Annotated in this window: 17 protein-coding genes; 9 read left to right on the top strand and 8 right to left on the bottom strand. The window is 65.7% G+C overall.

Annotated features, from left to right (window positions below; all coding sequences use genetic code 11):
• Window positions 1-76 precede the first annotated feature (76 nt).
• The gene (locus MHO01S_RS16450; protein WP_157553740.1) at window positions 77-223 is read left to right on the top strand and encodes a hypothetical protein; all 147 of its coding nucleotides are present in this window, start codon (window positions 77-79) and stop codon (window positions 221-223) included.
• A gap of 71 nt (window positions 224-294) precedes the next feature.
• Here the strand turns inward: MHO01S_RS16450 and MHO01S_RS05430 are convergent, their stop codons facing one another.
• Window positions 295-2,715 (bottom strand): glycoside hydrolase family 2 TIM barrel-domain containing protein, encoded by a 2,421-nt coding sequence (locus MHO01S_RS05430; RefSeq protein ID WP_060960586.1) that lies wholly within the window; start codon window positions 2,713-2,715, stop codon window positions 295-297.
• A 46-nt stretch (window positions 2,716-2,761) separates the two neighbouring features.
• Window positions 2,762-4,102, bottom strand: coding sequence for an MFS transporter (locus MHO01S_RS05425; RefSeq protein ID WP_060960585.1), 1,341 nt, complete (start codon window positions 4,100-4,102; stop codon window positions 2,762-2,764).
• A 124-nt stretch (window positions 4,103-4,226) separates the two neighbouring features.
• Here MHO01S_RS05425 and MHO01S_RS05420 point away from each other — a divergent pair, with 124 nt between their 5' ends.
• Together MHO01S_RS05420 and MHO01S_RS16260 are read left to right on the top strand one after the other, a co-directional pair.
• Complete coding sequence (locus MHO01S_RS05420) at window positions 4,227-4,967, top strand: TetR/AcrR family transcriptional regulator C-terminal domain-containing protein (protein ID WP_060960584.1); 741 nt, start codon at window positions 4,227-4,229, stop codon at window positions 4,965-4,967.
• 172 nt (window positions 4,968-5,139) lie between these two features.
• Window positions 5,140-5,976 carry a M23 family metallopeptidase gene (locus MHO01S_RS16260; protein WP_082734246.1) on the top strand — a complete coding sequence of 279 codons (837 nt, stop codon included), beginning with the start codon at window positions 5,140-5,142 and terminating at the stop codon, window positions 5,974-5,976.
• Window positions 5,977-6,405: 429 nt separating this feature from the next.
• On the opposite strand, the gene MHO01S_RS05410 is transcribed toward MHO01S_RS16260, so the two are convergent.
• Entirely contained in the window at window positions 6,406-7,638 is a 1,233-nt protein-coding gene (locus tag MHO01S_RS05410) for a Dyp-type peroxidase (RefSeq protein WP_231735168.1), read from the bottom strand.
• Window positions 7,639-7,677: 39 nt separating this feature from the next.
• On the opposite strand from MHO01S_RS05410, the gene MHO01S_RS05405 reads away from it, so the two are divergent.
• The 5 genes from MHO01S_RS05405 to MHO01S_RS05390 are packed head-to-tail and all read left to right on the top strand — an operon-like array spanning window position 7,678 to window position 10,279.
• Window positions 7,678-8,019 (top strand): nuclear transport factor 2-like protein, encoded by a 342-nt coding sequence (locus tag MHO01S_RS05405; RefSeq protein ID WP_060960582.1) that lies wholly within the window; start codon window positions 7,678-7,680, stop codon window positions 8,017-8,019.
• 8 nt (window positions 8,020-8,027) lie between these two features.
• Window positions 8,028-8,411 (top strand): nuclear transport factor 2 family protein, encoded by a 384-nt coding sequence (locus MHO01S_RS05400; RefSeq protein ID WP_060960581.1) that lies wholly within the window; start codon window positions 8,028-8,030, stop codon window positions 8,409-8,411.
• Window positions 8,412-8,424: 13 nt separating this feature from the next.
• A complete protein-coding gene (locus MHO01S_RS05395; protein ID WP_060960580.1) occupies window positions 8,425-8,700 on the top strand; it encodes a hypothetical protein in 276 nt (91 codons plus the stop codon).
• A 53-nt stretch (window positions 8,701-8,753) separates the two neighbouring features.
• Window positions 8,754-9,056 (top strand): UBP-type zinc finger domain-containing protein, encoded by a 303-nt coding sequence (locus MHO01S_RS16255; RefSeq protein ID WP_082734252.1) that lies wholly within the window; start codon window positions 8,754-8,756, stop codon window positions 9,054-9,056.
• Window positions 9,053-10,279: an NAD(P)/FAD-dependent oxidoreductase gene (locus MHO01S_RS05390; RefSeq protein WP_060960579.1), complete on the top strand. Its 1,227-nt coding sequence runs from the start codon at window positions 9,053-9,055 to the stop codon at window positions 10,277-10,279. Before MHO01S_RS16255 ends, MHO01S_RS05390 begins: the two co-directional genes overlap by 4 nt.
• A 2-nt stretch (window positions 10,280-10,281) precedes the next feature.
• Here the strand turns inward: MHO01S_RS05390 and MHO01S_RS05385 are convergent, their stop codons facing one another.
• Window positions 10,282-11,421 carry a PucR family transcriptional regulator gene (locus tag MHO01S_RS05385; RefSeq protein ID WP_060960578.1) on the bottom strand — a complete coding sequence of 380 codons (1,140 nt, stop codon included), beginning with the start codon at window positions 11,419-11,421 and terminating at the stop codon, window positions 10,282-10,284.
• A gap of 188 nt (window positions 11,422-11,609) precedes the next feature.
• Between MHO01S_RS05385 and MHO01S_RS05380 the strand changes: the two genes are divergently transcribed.
• Window positions 11,610-11,966 (top strand): UBP-type zinc finger domain-containing protein, encoded by a 357-nt coding sequence (locus tag MHO01S_RS05380; protein WP_060960577.1) that lies wholly within the window; start codon window positions 11,610-11,612, stop codon window positions 11,964-11,966.
• A gap of 43 nt (window positions 11,967-12,009) precedes the next feature.
• Here MHO01S_RS05380 and MHO01S_RS05375 read toward each other — a convergent pair whose 3' ends face one another.
• From MHO01S_RS05375 to MHO01S_RS05360, 4 genes are all read right to left on the bottom strand, one after another.
• Window positions 12,010-12,309, bottom strand: coding sequence for a Dabb family protein (locus MHO01S_RS05375; RefSeq protein WP_060960576.1), 300 nt, complete (start codon window positions 12,307-12,309; stop codon window positions 12,010-12,012).
• Window positions 12,306-12,830, bottom strand: coding sequence for a YbhB/YbcL family Raf kinase inhibitor-like protein (locus tag MHO01S_RS05370; RefSeq protein ID WP_060960575.1), 525 nt, complete (start codon window positions 12,828-12,830; stop codon window positions 12,306-12,308). Before MHO01S_RS05370 ends, MHO01S_RS05375 begins: the two co-directional genes overlap by 4 nt.
• A 93-nt stretch (window positions 12,831-12,923) precedes the next feature.
• Entirely contained in the window at window positions 12,924-13,739 is an 816-nt protein-coding gene (locus MHO01S_RS05365) for a helix-turn-helix domain-containing protein (RefSeq protein WP_167626513.1), read from the bottom strand.
• 111 nt (window positions 13,740-13,850) lie between these two features.
• Window positions 13,851-16,697, bottom strand: a complete 2,847-nt coding sequence (locus MHO01S_RS05360) for an AAA family ATPase (protein WP_167626512.1) — start codon at window positions 16,695-16,697, stop codon at window positions 13,851-13,853.
• Between the last annotated feature and the right edge of the window lie 126 nt (window positions 16,698-16,823).

The following is a 16,823-nucleotide window of genomic DNA, read 5'->3' as shown; positions in this document are numbered from 1 at the left end:
GTGCCGGGCGGGGCGGTCTCGTAGCGGCCGTTTCAGCCACCGGAATCGGTGGTTCTCCGCGGGCATCGGGGTCGCCGTGGCACTGGTGATCCTGTTCGTGATCGGCGCCACGCTCGTGGATGCGGCGCAGACCTGTGCACGCCTCGGAGAGGGCGTGCACACCGTCGGCCCCGCGACATACACCTGCGGACCCGGCTCCTTCTACGTCCGCTACGGCGGCTGACCGGCAGCCGCCGACGACGAAGGCCCCGACATCCGCGTGATGTCGCGGGCGTCGGGACCTTCGTGGCCGACTCAGAGAATGACCTCGATCTGCGCGCCCTGCTCGGCCTCGGCTGTGAGCGTGATGGCTCCGCGACCGGTGCGACGTACGACCGCCAACGCGCGGCCGTCGAAGGTCGTGTGACGATCGGTGACGAAGCTCTCCTCCGTCTTCGGGTTCGCCGATCCGAAGCCCTGGAGGACGGCGGGACCCTCCAGGCGCACAGCGATCGACTGATCCTCGCCCGTGATGACCGTCCCACGACCGTCGGTGAGGGCGAGCATGACGAAGGAGAGGTCGTCGGCTCCGCTGTCGACCTCTGCATCCAGGCTCCGCGGCGTCCCGCCGGCGTGCAGCGCGTACCGCCCCACCTCGGCGCCGCCGAGGTACGACACCGCCTCGAGCGTCCCCGAACGGTAGACCGTTTCGAAGTCGGCGCGGAAGGCCTTCGTGACGCCGATCGGCTGGCGGCCGATCTCCTCGCCGTCCAACAGCAGCGCCACCTCGTCGCCACGACCATAGACCTCGACATGCACGGGCTGGTTCTCGAAGCCCGCCCACGTCCAACTCGACACCGAATCACTCCAGGCCCACGGAGTGGCGAAGGCCACGGTCTTGCCGTGGTGCTGCGGCCGCTGGACCGCGATGTAGGGGTCGGTGCGGAGCCCGAAGACGATCTCCCGGTAGAACGAAGCGGGGCGACGGTGACCGATGATGTCGATGTCGCCGCAGTAGGCGAGCAGCCACGGGTAGTCACGGGCGACGCTCTGCTGGGAGTTCTCCAGGTCCTCGACGTAGTCGATGCCGCCGATGCCGGCCTCGCCGATGTAGTCCCACCCGGTCCACGTGAAGTCGCCGATGACGCGCGCATCTGCCTCGACCAGCGCCCAGATCTCGTCGATCGCCGTCGGGAACGACTCGGTGCCGACAGTGATGCGCTCGGGGAAGCGGTCGCGGTCGAGCTCGTATCGCGCTTGCGAGTAGTTCATCCCTGCGACGTCGAGCACCGCCTGCGACTCCTCCGTGCGCACAGTGACCGGCTCGGAGACAGCGATGAGACCCATGTAGTCGCCGAGTTGCGCCATCATCGTGTTGACGCCGCCGGAGGCCTGGTCGTCGGAGGGAGCTTGGGCGCGCATCGCAGCGATGACGTCGTCCAGCGTTGCGACGAATCCGTTGATTCCGTTGGTGACCAGGCGCGTGGGATCGAGGGTCCGGATGTGCTCCGCGATCTTGCGGCTCTGCACGGCACCGAACGGGGTGCCGTTCTCGGGGATTTCGTTGCCGATCGAGTAGAAGATCACGCTGGGGTGGTTGATGTCCTTGGCCACCATCGACTCGACATCGCGCTCCCACCATTCGGGGAACTCGTAGGAGTAGTCTTCGTCGGTCTTGCTGACGGTCCAGGTGTCGAACGCCTCGTCCATGACGTACATGCCCAGGCGATCGCACGCGTCGAGCATCGCTCGGCTCAACGGGTTGTGCGAGCTGCGGATGGCGTTGAAGCCGGCCGCCTTCAACAGGCGCACGCGTCGTTCCTCGGCCGACGCGAAGGTGGCGGCCCCGAGAACGCCGTTGTCGTGGTGCACGCACGCACCGCGCAGCTTGACCGTCTTGCCGTTGACGCGCAGGCCATGCCGCGGGTCGACCTGGATCGTCCGTACCCCGAACCGGGTCTGGCGATCATCGACGACCCCCTCTCCTTCCCGCTCCAGCTCGACCGACACGTCGTAAAGGTGGGGTGTCTCGGCCGACCAGACCACGGGATCGCTCAGGAACACGCGCTGGCGCACCATCATCTGCTCGCCGGGCAACACGGTCACGGGGGTGTCCAACTCGCTCACCGCCGTGCCGGAGAACGACATCCGCAGGGACACGCGCCCGCGTGCGGTGCGGATACCGTCGTTGCGCACGAGCGTGGCGACCTCGACGACCGCCTCAGCCTCGCCCAGATGGGTCGTGCGCACGTGCGTGTGCGCTATGCGCATCCGCGACTGGGTCACCAGGTGCACCGGCCGATAGATGCCCGCTCCCGAGTACCAGCGCGCGTCCTTCCCGTTGCGGCACTCCACGACGATCTCGTTGTCGGCCCCGAAGGTGACGTACGGATCGATGCGCACCGAGAACTCGGCGTAGCCGCTCGGCCGCTGGCCCGCCAGCGTCCCGTTGACGAAGACGGCGGCGTTGCGGTACACGCCTTCGAAGACGAGGGTGAGCAGTGCGCCTTCGTCTTCGGCCGGCACGAACAGCGTCCGGCGGTACTGGTAGGCCCCGCCCGGAAAGTGCCCGCTGGTTGCTCCATGCGCGAGATCGTCGCGGCGCGTTTCGTGCAGCATGGCATCGTGCGGGATGACGACCGGCTGCCACTCGGTCACTCCCGCTCCACCGAGCTCGGAGAAGACGCTGGCCTTCGTGCGGTAGTCCCAGCTTTCGGCCAGGGTCTGGATCGGCATGCGGTGGTGCTCTCTCTCGTAGGAACGGGCGTGTGACGGGTCGGTGTCAGGGAACCGACCGGATGAAGCGCACCGAGATCGCCGACAACACGACGACGACGGCGGTGATGACGAAGAGGATGCTGTAGTTGCCGGTGAACGCGATGACCCCACCGGCGACCGCCGGGGCGATGACCTGGGGTCCGGAGTTGGCGATGTTGATCAGGCCGAGGTCACGCGCGGCATTCTGCGTGTTCGGCAGCACGCGGGTGATGAGCACCTGGTCGACGGCGGTGTACATGCCGAAGGCGGACCCGAGGATCCCCTGGGCGATGAAGAAGCCGGTGAGGGTCGGGACGAAGATGAACACGAGGCACGCCGGGACGAACAGCAGGCAGGCCAGTCCGACGAAGATGCGAACCCGGCCGAAGCGGTCCGAGAGCACACCGCCCACGATCGCGAAGATGAGTGTGAACAGTGCGGCGAGTCCAGCGACGGCGACGACCATCTGCGACGCGGCGTCCGTGCTCCCGTCGCCGACCCCGATGTAGTCGCGCAGCAGGTAGAGGTTGAACCCGCTGATGACGAAGTAGCCGAAGATCATCAAGAAGCGACCGGCGAAGGTCCACCAGAAATCGGGCGCAGTGCGCAGGCCGGGAAGGCGATTGATCGCTCGCTTCTGCTCACGGGAGAGTTCGAGGTTCTCGACCGGCGCGGGGACGTCCTTCGTCGTGAAGGCGAACAAGGTCGAGGTGACCACGAGCAACACGACGATGAGGAGGTATCCGACGAAGGCGGTCGGAGCCAGTCCGCCCAGCGTCACGCCGAAGACGGCGCCGACGACGCTGATCGTTCCGACGATCCCCGACATCGTCCCGCGACGGGCGAGCGGGACGCGCTCGGGGAGGACGGCAGTCAGCGCCGCCTGCAGGGCGCTCAGCGGAATCATGGCGAGAGCCCACAGGATGCCGGCCGCGATGAGGTTGTCACTCAACCCGAGCCCGATGAGCACGAGGCCCGAGGCGAGCCCGCCGCACAGGATCCAGAGGTTGCGACGCCCCAGGAACCGGGTGCGCGTCAGATCGGACAGGCGACCCATGACAGGCTGCGCGATCAACGGCACGAGCGAGGCGATGCTCAGCACGAGGCCGAGCGCGCCGGCGGCCTGGAGAGGGTCGGTCACGATCTCTGCGATCTGACGTCCCAGGAGGACGGAGATGACGGCGCCCCACACCGATCCGATACCGATCAGCGCGATCGGGTACGCCACCCACAGCCATCGGCTCATCGTCGTCGGAGCGCTCGCGTCGGCAGTCTCGACGACAGGCTCGGGTGCCGGCACGGCCGACCGCGCGGCGGCGAGTACGGCAGCGGCGTCGTCAGACGAATCGGGAGGGATGGTGGTCATGGTGGCTCCTCGGCACTGAGTAGTTCGCGGCCACAGCGCCGCAATTATCGAGCGTGAATGTTATTCACGCTCGTGAATAGTACAGTGGGTATTCACGACCGTCAAATCACGAGCCGGAGGCGCGATGTCTCGACGTCAGAACGCACCCTCGGGGTCAGCCGGACGAGGGCCCGGGCAGAGCGCCGGCATCGACGCTCAGCGCATCGTCGAGGTCGCGCGCGGCCTGGAGCCCCACTTGGTGACGGTGCAGGCGGTCGCGCGAGAGCTCGGCGTCGACCGCAGCGCCGTGCACTATCACGTCAAAGATCGCGAACGACTGCTCGAGCTCGTGGCGCGCGACGCCTTCGCCGCACACTTCTCGCAGTTCCGATTCCCCTCCGATCCGAGCTGGCAGGAGGGATGCCGCGCCTATGCGCGGGCGCTCCGCGACGCCCTGGTGTCGACGGGCAGTCTTGTGGCCTACTTCCGGTACGACCTCGAAGGCGGACTCGACCTCCTCCGACCGTCGGAGCTCCTGCTGGAGATGATGCTCGACGCCGGATTCGCGCCCGCGCACGTCGCTCAAGCGTCTTTGATGCTGGCGAACATCGCGATGTCGCTGGCCAAAGACATCATCTTCATCCAGACGAGTGACCACCACCCGCAGCCCGGCATCCTGCGCGCTGCCCTGCGCTCAGCACCCGAGGAGGAGTTTCACGCGTTGCGGGTGATCATGACCTCGAGTTCCGACCTCGACGACGACTCGTACGGCGAGCTGCAGTTCGATTTCGCCCTGGATGTCTTCATCAGCGGGCTGGAGCGGCTCCTCGCACACGACGACGAAGACCGAGCGCCGCACGATGAGGGTCACGGATCCGGGCATTGAGCCCCCACGCTGCCAGCGGCCCCCGGCGCTGCTGGCGCGGGCGCTTCGAAGGCACCCCATGGATCGACCGGCCCGCCGCCGGCGATGAGCTTCGCGGCATCCGCGGGGCTCACGCCGCGTTCATACTTTCGTCGTCTCGCCATCCGTGTGGCGCGACCAATAGCGTGAGGTCATGGAGTCTCCTCAAACGCCGGCGGCCGATGCCCGTGACGCGCCACAGCTGACTCGACGTCAGGTCGTCGGCGTCGCCGGAGCGGCCGCCGCGACCTACGTTGCCGGGTCAGTCGTTCTGGGCGCGGCCCCAGCAACAGCCGCGGGGACCTGGACGCGCGCCCAACACGATGCACTCCCGATCGCGTGGAATCATCCGTTCACGCAACGAGCAGAGACGCGCCTGGGCGTGGACGGTTACCCGGAGCCCAGCTATCCAGGTCATCGTGGCGTCGACTACTACGTCACGCCGCGCGCAGGCACGCCTGCGTGCGCGGTCGCAAGCGGAGTCGTGACCGGTGGGGGTTACGAGCCGAGCGGGCGCGGTCAGTTCGTGACCATCAACCACGGCTCCGGCGTCTTCGGCGACTACTGCCACTTCATCCAAGGCAGCACGAGTGTGTCGATCGGGCAGAACGTGAGCGGCGGCACGGTGGTCGGCCTCACCGGCTTCACCGGCTACCTTGATCCCCCTGAGCGCGAGAACTCGCATCTTCACCTGCGCCTGTACCTGAGCGACGGAACCAACCTGAATCCGATTTGGTTGGTCACGAACGCCCCGCTCGCCGGGGACAGCCCGACAGGCCCGCCGCAGAACCCCGGAGAGGACGAACTCATGTACAAACTCATCACGTTCGCAGAGAACCAGCAGGTCTGGATCGTCGGCATCAGCGGTAAGCGCAAGTACATCCCGAACACCTACCACCTGAGCCTGCTGCAGCGATTCCTGAAGGGTGACAGCCTGCTGGGCGCGGAACTCGACATCATCGCGGGGTATCAGGCAGCCGTCGCTCCCTGAGCGAACCTCGCGTCGACGCTCCTCCCGAGCGCAGCCCGCCCTGGCACCATCCTCCCCGGCACGCGCCGAGGCTGCGCTCGTTTGTCCCCCCTGACCAGGTGGTGGTCCGAGTAGAAGCAGCAGTCGACGAGTGGCCGACCGCTCATCGCGTCCTCGACGACGAGGGGAAGGCCGGGGCGGAGGCGCGAGGCGGATGCAGGGAAGGAAGAACCCCCGCGATCCCAGTGTATCCAGGGGATCTGCGGGGGTTCTCCGTGGCGGTGACGGTGGGATTTGAACCCAACGATCTGAGACTAGTTCGGGGCCCTTTGGGTGCGTTCGCCGCGTAATCACGCGGTTCGCGATCACTCACGGCGACGTTCACCGCGGTTGGACTGCGCTCGACTTTACCCAGTTCTTTCCCAAAGATCTAAGGCCCGTGCCACGCGCTCAACCGCCTCGCGCGCGCTTGGGGATCGCCGTCCTCGCTCTCGTCCGGGAGGGGAGATGAAGAGGCGAACGACGTTCTGCGACATGCGTCCACGCTACGACCGGGAGACGTGGGCGGCTGCGACGGTATGCGGATCTCAGGACGCGGCGGTCACGTCCGCTAGCCCGTCGAGCACGTAGGCGGGAGGCACGAAGAACGTGGAGCCGGTGATGGCGGTTGAGAAGTCGAGCAGCCGGTCGTGGAGTCCGGGGGGGGTCGCCGATGAACATCCGCTCGAGCATCTTCTCGATGACGGACAAGCGCCGTGAGTAGCCGATGAAGTAAGTGCCCATCTCGGTCGCCGGGCTCCCGAACGGCATGTTGTCGCGGAGGATGCCGTGCTCGACGCCTTCGTCGTCGACGATGGTCGCCAGCGTCTTGTGTGCCTTCTGACCTGACTCCGCATCGTCGAGTTCCACACCATCGAACTTTCGGCGACCGATGATGGCTTCCTGTTGTTCGGTGGTCAGTGCGTTCCACTTGTCCAGAGGGTGGGTGTACTTCTGCACGACGACGTAGCTGCCACCGACCCCCGCAGGGTCTTCCTCGCCCACAAGCGTGGAATCGGGAAGATCGGGGCCGGCCGGGTTGGCGGTGCCATCCACGAATCCGAGGAGGTCCCGGATGTCGAAATAGCGGAAACCCTCCGTCTCGTCGACAACGGTCACTGATTCCCCGAGCTCTTCGAGCAGGAGGCGTTCGAACTCGAAACAGAGGTCTCGGCGGTTCGAGCGGACGTGGAAGAGCAGGTCGCCTGGGGTGGAGGGTGCCTCATGCACCGCCCCGCGAACGGGCGGGAACGTGTGCAGCTCAGTGGGCTTGGGGCGGCCGGTGAGCTGTGTCCACACCTGCGCACCGATGCCGACCGTGACCGCGAGCGCCGCGTCGAGATCACGGAATCCGACGGTCTTCATCAATCCGGAAAGGTCGGACAGAGCTGAACGAACTGACGAGAAGGCGCCGGTGCTGTCCTTGATAGTGACCACGAGGAACACCGCGGACCCGGTCAGCGGGGCATCAACACTCTGGGGGCGATGGGCACACGTCCGGTTTCGCTCATGCTGTCTCCACACGCCGAGTGTACGAACTCGATGGCTCCTGCACACTGGCTCTGGCAGGGCCACCCACGGGCATCCTGTTCTCGACTTGCGTCGAAAAGCTGGCGGGCGCTCGCTCGCTAAGTTCAGGGGCATCCCGGAACGAGGACCCAGAAAACGCGAGGAGGGCCGGTGATGCTCGACCGATCCACACGGCTCGTCACGCCCGTCCCCGGGCTCGTGACTGAGGCTCTCGACGCCGCGAACGCCCATGATGTTCGAGCGTTCGTCGCCTGCTTCGAGCGGTCCGGGTCCCTGGATGCTTGGGGAATGCTCTTCGAAGGGCACCCCGGTATCGCCGAATGGGCCGAGAAGTGGGTGTCGGCGTATCTCGTCAGCTTCACTGACCTCCTCCACGTCTGGGACGGTGGCGCAATAGCCGTACACACCCAAGTTCGTGGTCAGGGCTACAACGGCCCTGCCACGTTGACCTTCTCGATGCGCGACCACCTGATTCACGCGCTCGACATCTCGTGAGGTAGGTCATGGAGCAGAACTGGGACGAGCAGATGACCGCCATCGAGATGTTGGAGCTGGAGTTGATAGTCCGCGGCTTCGTCACCATTCTCAACGACGGCAGCGACCTCGACATTCACGCCTTCCTTGCCGACGACGTCACCTACAAGCCATCCTCACGGCAGACGGTCACCGGTCGAAGCGCCGTCGTCGCGATGATCTCCGAAATCCGGAGCACGTTCAGCGATTGGCACAGCGAAGTCGTCAGCATGGCCGTCGTCGGACCTGTCGTTCTCGCAGAGCTCGCGATGCTCCTCACGCTCCCGTCGAAGGAACCACAGTGGGTGATGAGCTTCGCGAGCTTCCGCGTCGACAGTTTCCGAATCGCCGCTTGGCATCAGATTCACGCCTAGAAGGGGCAACACCATGGCCGAACTGACCGAACACCACCGCACGACGCTCTACCACCTGGACCAGCACCCCACCTCGCACAACCTCGAATGGAAAGACGTGCTGGCACTTCTACGCGAAGTCGGTGACGTGGAGGAGCGTCACAACGGGAAGGTGAAGGTCACCGTGGGTGAGCAGACGCTCATCCTCTCCGCGCCGCGAGGTAAGGACATCGACGAAGATCTCGCCGTTCTCCTGCGTCATGTCGTCCGCGAGGCTGGCTACTTCAACGACGGCGGAGCCGAACGGTGACGGACCTCCACCGCTACGTCCGGCCCGAGGTCGAGCCCAGCGGCCCAGGGTGCATGGACTGCGAAGCGACCGGTAGCTGGTGGTTCCACCTGCGACGCTGCGCATTCTGCGGCCACATTGGCTGCTGCGACGAGTCACCGAACCAGCACGCCACGAAGCACGCCACACAGTCGGGGCACCGAGTAATCCAGAGCTACGAGCCGGGCGAGGAATGGTTCTGGGACTACGGCACCGAGCAAGTCTTCACCGGCCCGCCCCTCGCACCACCGCGCAGTCACCCTCGCTCTCAGCCCACGCCGGGACCCGCGGGCCGCGTCCCCTCCAATTGGGAAAACCTCCTCAACGAGGGCTCGTGACCGGTCCTCTGCGCCTCATCGAGACACTCGACGGTCGCGACGGGTTTGCGCTGCGCGACTACCTGACGCGCAGTGAGGTGCCGTTCATCTCCACCGTCGTCGGGACGGGCGCGACGCGAGCAGAGGGGATCGACTTCACCGGTCGCCGTCTCCCGGTGGTGGTTTTCGCGGACGGAACCTCGCTCGAAGACCCCACCCCAGCTCAGGTCGCCGCACACCTGGGCTGGGTTCGTCCGCCGGCACAGTCCGCGTACGACCTCCTCATCTACGGCGCCGGCCCAGCGGGTCTGTCTGCCGCGGTCTATGGCGCCTCAGAGGGACTGAATGTCGCCGTCTTCGAACGGGATGCGGTGGGCGGACAGGCTGGCTCGAGCAGCCTCATCGAGAACTATCTCGGGTTCCCGCATGGCATCTCCGGCTCGCATCTCGCGGACCGGGCCAGGCAGCAGGCCGTAGCTTTCGGGGCCGAGCTCATCCTCATGAGCCAAGGAATCGACCGCACCTTCAAAGACCACGACGTGCGGGCGGTGCTCGCCGATGGATCCGAGATCCGCGCGTCCGCCGCGATCTGCGCGACCGGGGTGCGGTGGCGCAGGCTCGGACTTCCGCGCGAAGAGCGACTCGAAGGCTCCGGCGTCTACTACGGCGCCGGAACCAGCGAAGCATCCGCGTGCGTGGGCCGGCACGTCTACATCGTCGGCGGCGCCAATAGTGCTGGGCAGGCGGCGATGAACCTCTCAGCGCACGCCACCCACGTCACAGTGCTCGTACGCGCGGACTCCCTGTCGTCGACTATGTCGGCCTACTTGCTGAACCGATTGGCTGCTCAGCCGAACCTCACCGTCATGCTCAATAGCCGCGTCATCGCGCTCCACGGGGACGATGTGCTCGACAGCATCACCGTTGACCAGTCCGGCGTGGAAACGACTGTCGCAACTCGGCACCTGTTCGTCTGCATCGGTGGTGCACCGAACACCGACTGGGCGGAGACGACGAACGTCAGTCGGGACAGCCGCGGCTTCGTCGTCACGGGCATCGACCTCATGGCGGACCACCTCAAGACGTGGCCGCTCGCGCGAGCGCCGTACTACCTGGAGACCTCCGTGCCAGGCATCTTCGCGGCTGGTGATGTGCGCTCCAACTCGGTGAAACGCGTGGCGTCCGCGGTCGGCGAGGGCGCGATGGCCGTCTCCCTCGTGCATCGGTACCTCGCGGAGGCGTGAGCTCAGACTCCGGCGGCCGCCCACAGCCTGTCGAGCTTGAGAGCGAGGTGCAGGGTGCTCCGCTGCATCCCATCCGCTAGCGCGGCCTTCACCAGTTCGGGGAGGTTGTCCAGGCGGTAATAAAGGGTGGTGCGGTGAATATGCAACTGTTCGCATGCGACGCGCACATGGCCGGCCGCATCGAGGTACGCCTCGACCGTTTCGCGATTGGTGTCCCCGAGTGTGCAAAGGAGCTCCGCTGCCGGTGACGCCACCGAGAGCAGCCCCCGATGGCCTTTCACCGCCTGCAGCAGCGCCCAACCACCCAGGCCGTCGCCGCTGGTGACCTGAGCGAGCTCTGGGATCGACTGGCTAAGTTCAGCCGCCGTCAGCGCCGCATGCGCAGATCGCGCAAGATCCTCGTCCTCGGGTCTGAGCGTTGCTGTGCCGACGGTGTTCAACGCAACCTGCTGGCTCAGCGCCCACGACCGAATGAGGGCGTCGATGTCAGAACCCGCTTTGACGCGGCTGGTGATGATGAACACCGCGTCATCTCGTTCCCTCAGCACTTCGGCTCGAGCGGGGAGAGTCCGGCAGAGCGCCTGCGTCAGTCGCAGTCGCTCCAGCGGACCGACCACGCCGTCGTAGACGAGCGCGTGCACATCAGACTTGTCGCGGCGATCCACCCAGCGTTGCTTAGACGCGCGGCGAAGGCTGGCCCTTCTGATGCCGGGGTCCGCATCAAGGAGGTTGCGGAACACGGTACGCCGACCTTCTCCGCCCAGCGTGGTGCGGGCGCGTGCAGTGAGGAGCAACTCGGCGGCGATGTCTACGACCGCCAGCTCCGTCGAGTGAAGGTCCTGCTTTCGCGATGCGATGAGGGCCCACCCGGTGACGTCACCGTCCACGAGCAGTGGAACCGTGATCCAGGAGGCGTCGGACTCAGCACCGGAGGCCCCCCAGCCCCGGGGCTGAGAGCCGCGCGCTGTCTCGCGAAGCCAGTCCTGAACGATGTCGGTCGGGTTGGACACGGACCCGCGCTGGAGAAGCTCGTAGTCGTCGGCGCGGTAGCTGACGCCGACGACAGTGTTCTCCCGGTCTACGACCACCACAGACCGAGCGAGCTCAGATGCGAGCTGTTCGACGATTCGCTGGCTGTCCATGGTGGTCTCCTGTTCCTCGAAGGGTGCGCGATAGAGGAACGGTACGTCCGCGTCCGAGGAGTGCGCGTGGGCACGATGGGACTACCCACAGGCTGTCCTCGCTGTAACCAGGCAGCCCACATCGTGTGCTCAAGACATTGCGACGCCTGTCTGACTGGCCCGATGCCCGGGGTGCTTACCGTTGCCGGATGGACGACCAGATCGACCAGACAGTGCCGCCGACCGGGAATGGTTGCCTTGAGTGCCTCGGCGAGGGATCGTGGTGGCTTCACCTACGACGATGCGCTGCATGCGGGCATGTCGGGTGCTGCGATTCGTCGCTGAACATGCACGCCGCTCGCCACTTCCGCGACACTGGACACCGCTTTGTTCAGAGCTTCGAACCGGGCGAGGAGTGGTGGTGGGACTACCTCGAGGAGGTCGACCTCTCGGGCCCGCCGCTGTGCCCGCCTTCGCAGCATCCGGTCGCGCAAAGTGTCCCTGGGCCGAAGGGGCAGGTCCCCGCCGACTGGGAGACGCAGCTGCTGTCGAAGGAAGACCACTGAGCGATGAGGGCAGCGCGCGTTTCGCTCTGCCCCTCGATTCAGGTCAGTCGGCGGTCTGCCAGTCGATTCCAGCGCGGCCGGTCACCAGAGTGTGGATTTCGGCGACTGCGGCCTGGTGGAGCGGGTGGGTGACGAACGCCTCCAACCCAGGAACGTCATCGAAGGTCGCTAGGACCGCGAGGTCGTTGTTCGCTTCGGGGTACGCGATGTTCTCGACTACCGCGATGGTGCGGATCGAGTCGACCTTCCCCTCGAGGTCCATCAGCAGAGTCCGGACTCGCTCGATGGACGCGACGCGGTCCACGTCGGCCCGGAGTGGCCAGGACATCAGGTGATGGATCATGCGGGAGTCTCCGTCAGGCCCACGAGCTGCGCCCGCCCGATGATGTGCGGCCGGAGGCGAAGCCCGATGATGGCCGGGGTGACATCCGCAGCGCCCTCAAGAGTGGGCACGGACAACGCGCTCAGCGTGTACGTGTAGCGGTGGAATCCGGTGCCAGGAGGCGGGGCGGCACCGATGAAGACGTTTGTGCCGTACTCGTTGCGGTGCCGCACGGAGCCCGTGGGCAACAGTGCATCGTCTGTGCCCGCTCCAGCAGCGAGCGATGTCACATCCGCGGGGATGTTCGTGAGAGCCCAGTGCCAGAATCCGGAGCCGCTCGGGGCATCCGGGTCGAACACAGTGAGCACGTAGCTCTGCGTTCCCTCCGGCGCCCCGCTCCACTCGAGGGCTGGAGATCGGTCCTCGCCGCCCGCCGCGGCGCCGCGTGCCGAGGTGGGCAGGGCGCCGTGGTCTTGGAAGGCAGGGCTGGTGAGGGAGAACGTCGGTACGTCGGGCAGTTTCCAGTTCGGGTCGTTGGTCATGCCGTCAGATAACCGCTGCGAGGGAGCGAGAGTCTTGTGCGTTTGTCGCGGCGCGTTCGACTTTCGTCCAACCGTTCACGCAGCCGCCTCGCGCTATGCGGCGACACCGAGGGACAACGCGAGATCCCGGATGACGTTGTCCGTGAACGAGCCCGCTTCGGCCGTGTACAGCGTCACGGTGTGCCCATGGAAGTCCGGCAGTGTGAGGTTCTGAATGTCCACACACAGTTCACCGAGGCCCTCGACGCTTGCGCGGACTTCATAGTTCACAGGGACATTCACTTCATGCAGTTTCCACAAACGCGCGAAGTCAGGGTCCTCCGCGACGGACAGGAGTACCTCGTGGTGTCGGGCGGACTTCTCATCAGTGCGGTAGCGGAATGCTGCGACCGTTTCCCTCGCGGTTCGATCCCAGTCCTCCATCATCCGCCGCCTGTCGTCGGAGAAGGTGAGTTGGACCGCATTGACACCCGCTCTGATATCGCCTTGAGAGATAGCGACCATCAGGTCGTTCGCGGCAACAATGTCGAAGTTGCAGTCCATGATGTAGGCCGGGGTGAAGCGCCACCGCCGCAGCATCATGTCGAGCGCCTCGCGGGGGTACGGCGCGCTGGCAGACACCCGCGGCGCACCCATGCCAGCGAGACGATAGAGGTAATCGGTCGACACGATACTGAGCTTCAACGCCCGCGCGATGGCATCCAGCACCTGACGGGATGGACTGTCAACGCGTCCCTGTTCGAGCCTCATGTAGTACTCGCTGCTCATTCCCGCGAGCCTTGCAACCTCATCGCGACGAAGCCCAGATACGCGTCGGCCCCTCTCACGTGCCAGGCCCACGTCTTCCGGCTGGCACGTGTCGCGCCGTGCACGAAGAAAGTCCCCCAATGTGGTGCTGTACGTCACCATCTCCGACTCCCGCCCTGTCATCTTCGACAACGGTAGGAGAGCCGCCCACACCTTCACATCCCCCGCTCGCCTCCGAGACATCGCATGTTCGGAGAGATCACAGCGGAAGGGTCATGGGGACGGCTCCGGTCGCGATCGTGCGGCGAGCATCCGCTCCTTCACTTCACGGCGAGTGTTGACACCCCACTTGGAGAAGATATGCCGGATATGTGCAACCACGGTGTGCGGTGACAGGAGGAGGTCCTCCGCAATCTGCTGCGTGGTGCGGCCAGCAGCGATCCGCTCCGCGACTTGGTACTCCCGCTGCGTCAAGCCACTCCTCGTATCGTTCGGGTCAGACGCAACCAGGCGTGTCCTCACCCCGCGTTGCCGCAACGTGTGGCGGACGCGGTCAGCATCTCGCGCGGCGCCCAGCACTTCATAGATGGTGAGTGCTTCTCGCACCGGAGCTTCGTCGGCGGAATCGAGTTGACCGACCAACTCAAGCATTCGCGCAAGCACCAACGGGCGCTCGACCTGTCGCAGATGTTCGACAGCTTCGCGGAGATCAGCGTTGTCTCCGTCGCGAATGCCACGTGTCGCGGCGGCCACCGCCTGAACGAGATGGTTGGCAGGATGGCGCGCCGCACGCACCGCAGTGAAGTTCACAATCTTCGCCAGCGACTCTGCGTCGTCCACCGCGTGGCAGATGAGAGCGAGCGTGATGTGGTCTGCGAAGTCAGCAGGGGTGGTCATCGACGGACTTGGCTCTTCGATGGACGACCATGCCAGGTTTGCGAAGCCGTGGGCCTCTTCCGGGCGCCCTGCGTCAAGCGACTCGAGCGCCAGACTCCACCTACCCGTTCGCGTGAGGGTAGTTCCGGCGGCAAGTTCCCCCACGAGCGGGCGGGTCCGCTCTCGAAGGTGAATGTCACCGGTGTGCAGACCGACCCTATGGAGGACAACCCCGGCTGTCGCATTGGCAAAGTCGCCCAGGCCCAGCTGCGCAGCAAGATCTAACACCGCCTCCGCAAGCACTCGCGCATCCTCGAGCCTTCCGAGGTCATAGAGCGCTCGTGCCCGCACCATCATCCAGTACGCCTCAGCGGTGACGTGCCGTCCGGAGCGCGCCTCGGCCAGTCCCGTTTCGATAAGGCGCAGCGCTCCTTCGGCATCGCCCAGAGTGTTCCGCATGAACGCCAGCCACAATCCCTCGGGAAGCCACAGGTTTGGGCTGGCGCCGGCGTGGACGATGCGCTGCTCCGCGCGCCGTTGCAGACGTTCGGCCGCCTCGAACTGCCCCTGGTAGAAGAACAGCACCGACTCGCTCGCATCCAACGTTGCCAAAGCGAAGCCGTCGCGTTCGTCGTCCGCTGCCGCTCGCGCGAGATCGAGCTGGGCGCGCAGTCCGGTCGCATCGGCGATGTTGGCGTAGTTGAGGGCGCGAACGGCGAGAAGCTGCACGCGAGTCACGTCTGAGACACCGGGGATCGACAGCGCTTCAGTGGCCTCAGCAATGGCTGCGTCGAAGTCGAACTCGGTGAGCCGACGGGCGATGGCCAGACCCACCTGGGCCCTCGACTCGGCGGAGAGAGTAGGCATCAGCGCGCGACTGATCTCCATCGCCTGATGTACCGGTGCGCCCGTGAGGAGAAGGGGAACCAGAGCTGCGACTTTCTCGGTGTGACGAGAATGACCGCCTGCGAGGCCCGCGGCAAGCACGGCGAGCTCGGACGCTTCCTGGGCATCCGTATCAGCGAGTTGTGTCGCAGCAACGACCAGCAGTTCGATTGAGTCGTCATCTGCTGAGTCGGCGATGCTCGCGATGGTCCGTGCGAGGGCAGCAGGGCGTTCACCCGCTTTGAGACGACGGTCCAGCACCTCTCTGGCCATCACGCGTCGGAGGCTAGGTGGCAAGCTTTCCTGCGCCGCGAACTGCACGGTGTCGTGCCGGAAAGAGAGAGAGGTTCCGGTGTCAACGATGAATCCGAGGTCAATAAGCTCTTGGACCGCTGCCGACCCGTCAGCGGCCGTGCGGCCAAGGACACCGAGCACTCCAGCTGCGGGGAACTCGCGACCGTAAAGACTGCCGACCTGAGCCACCTGCAGCGCATCCTTGCTGACTCGGCTGAGGCGTTGCCGCGCTGAGGTGCCGAATCGGGCGGGCACAACGTCGCGCTGGAGATCGACTGCACCGCGGTCAACGCGCAGCAGACCTTCTTCCTGCATTCCTTGGAGAAGCTCGAGCAGGATCAGTGGATAACCCCCAGCACGTTCCATCGCCCGCGTGAGCGACGGGCCGGCCGCTAAGCCGAGTCGGTCACGGGCGACGGCACTGACTGCCTGCGCGTCGAGGGGCTGAACCTCGACGACTGTTGCGAGTGAGGCCGCGACCTCCATGAATCGTGCGTGGCTTGGACCGTAGTTGCCCGTGCGGCTGGCGAGCATCCAGTACACCGGGATGCCCTGAAGGTCGCTGAGGAGAGTGGTGATGACCGCTAGTGAACCTGCGTCCAGCCACTGCAGATCGTCAACGATTACCAGCAGTCGATCTTCAGCGGCCACGGTCTCCAGTCGGTCCGCTAGTAGGCGGGTGAGCCAGTACTGGGGCGCCGGCCCGTGCAGAAGGTTGAAGACTTCGTCGTCCGTGACGAGCTGCGGCGTTGTCCGCTGGGCCCCTTCCAGGAGCGCTCCCAGTCCAGAGGTGGTGGAGTCGGGTCCGGGTGCGACGACGAAGGTTGACCAGCCTCGATCCTCAGCCATATGAAGTGCAGCCTGGACGAGGCGTGTCTTCCCGATTCCAGGCTCACCGGATAGTGCCGTCACCGCCGTCTGACCGGTTTCGACCGCCGTGAAGGCGCGCGCAACCGTTTCCATCTCTTGGTCACGACCATGAAGAGGCGTGCGGAAGCGACTGGCCACAGTCACGGCGACTGCGTCGAGGCCTATTCGACGCGCCTGCTGGCTCTCGACAAGCACCTCCTGACCGTACACCGGGTGTCGATGCGGCTGACTAGCCCTGGCTTGCCCCCTCTCGAGGCAGGACATTCGTCAATAGTCGAGGCGGGAGAAGGGCCTCAGCGCTTTGACTCTGAGTCGCTGACA

Origin of the sequence: Microbacterium hominis NBRC 15708, assembly GCF_001592125.1 — a bacterium.
GTDB classification, from domain to species: Bacteria; Actinomycetota; Actinomycetes; order Actinomycetales; family Microbacteriaceae; genus Microbacterium; species Microbacterium hominis.
Note: the sequence above shows the minus strand (reverse complement) of the source record. Positions and strands in the feature narration are given on the sequence as shown.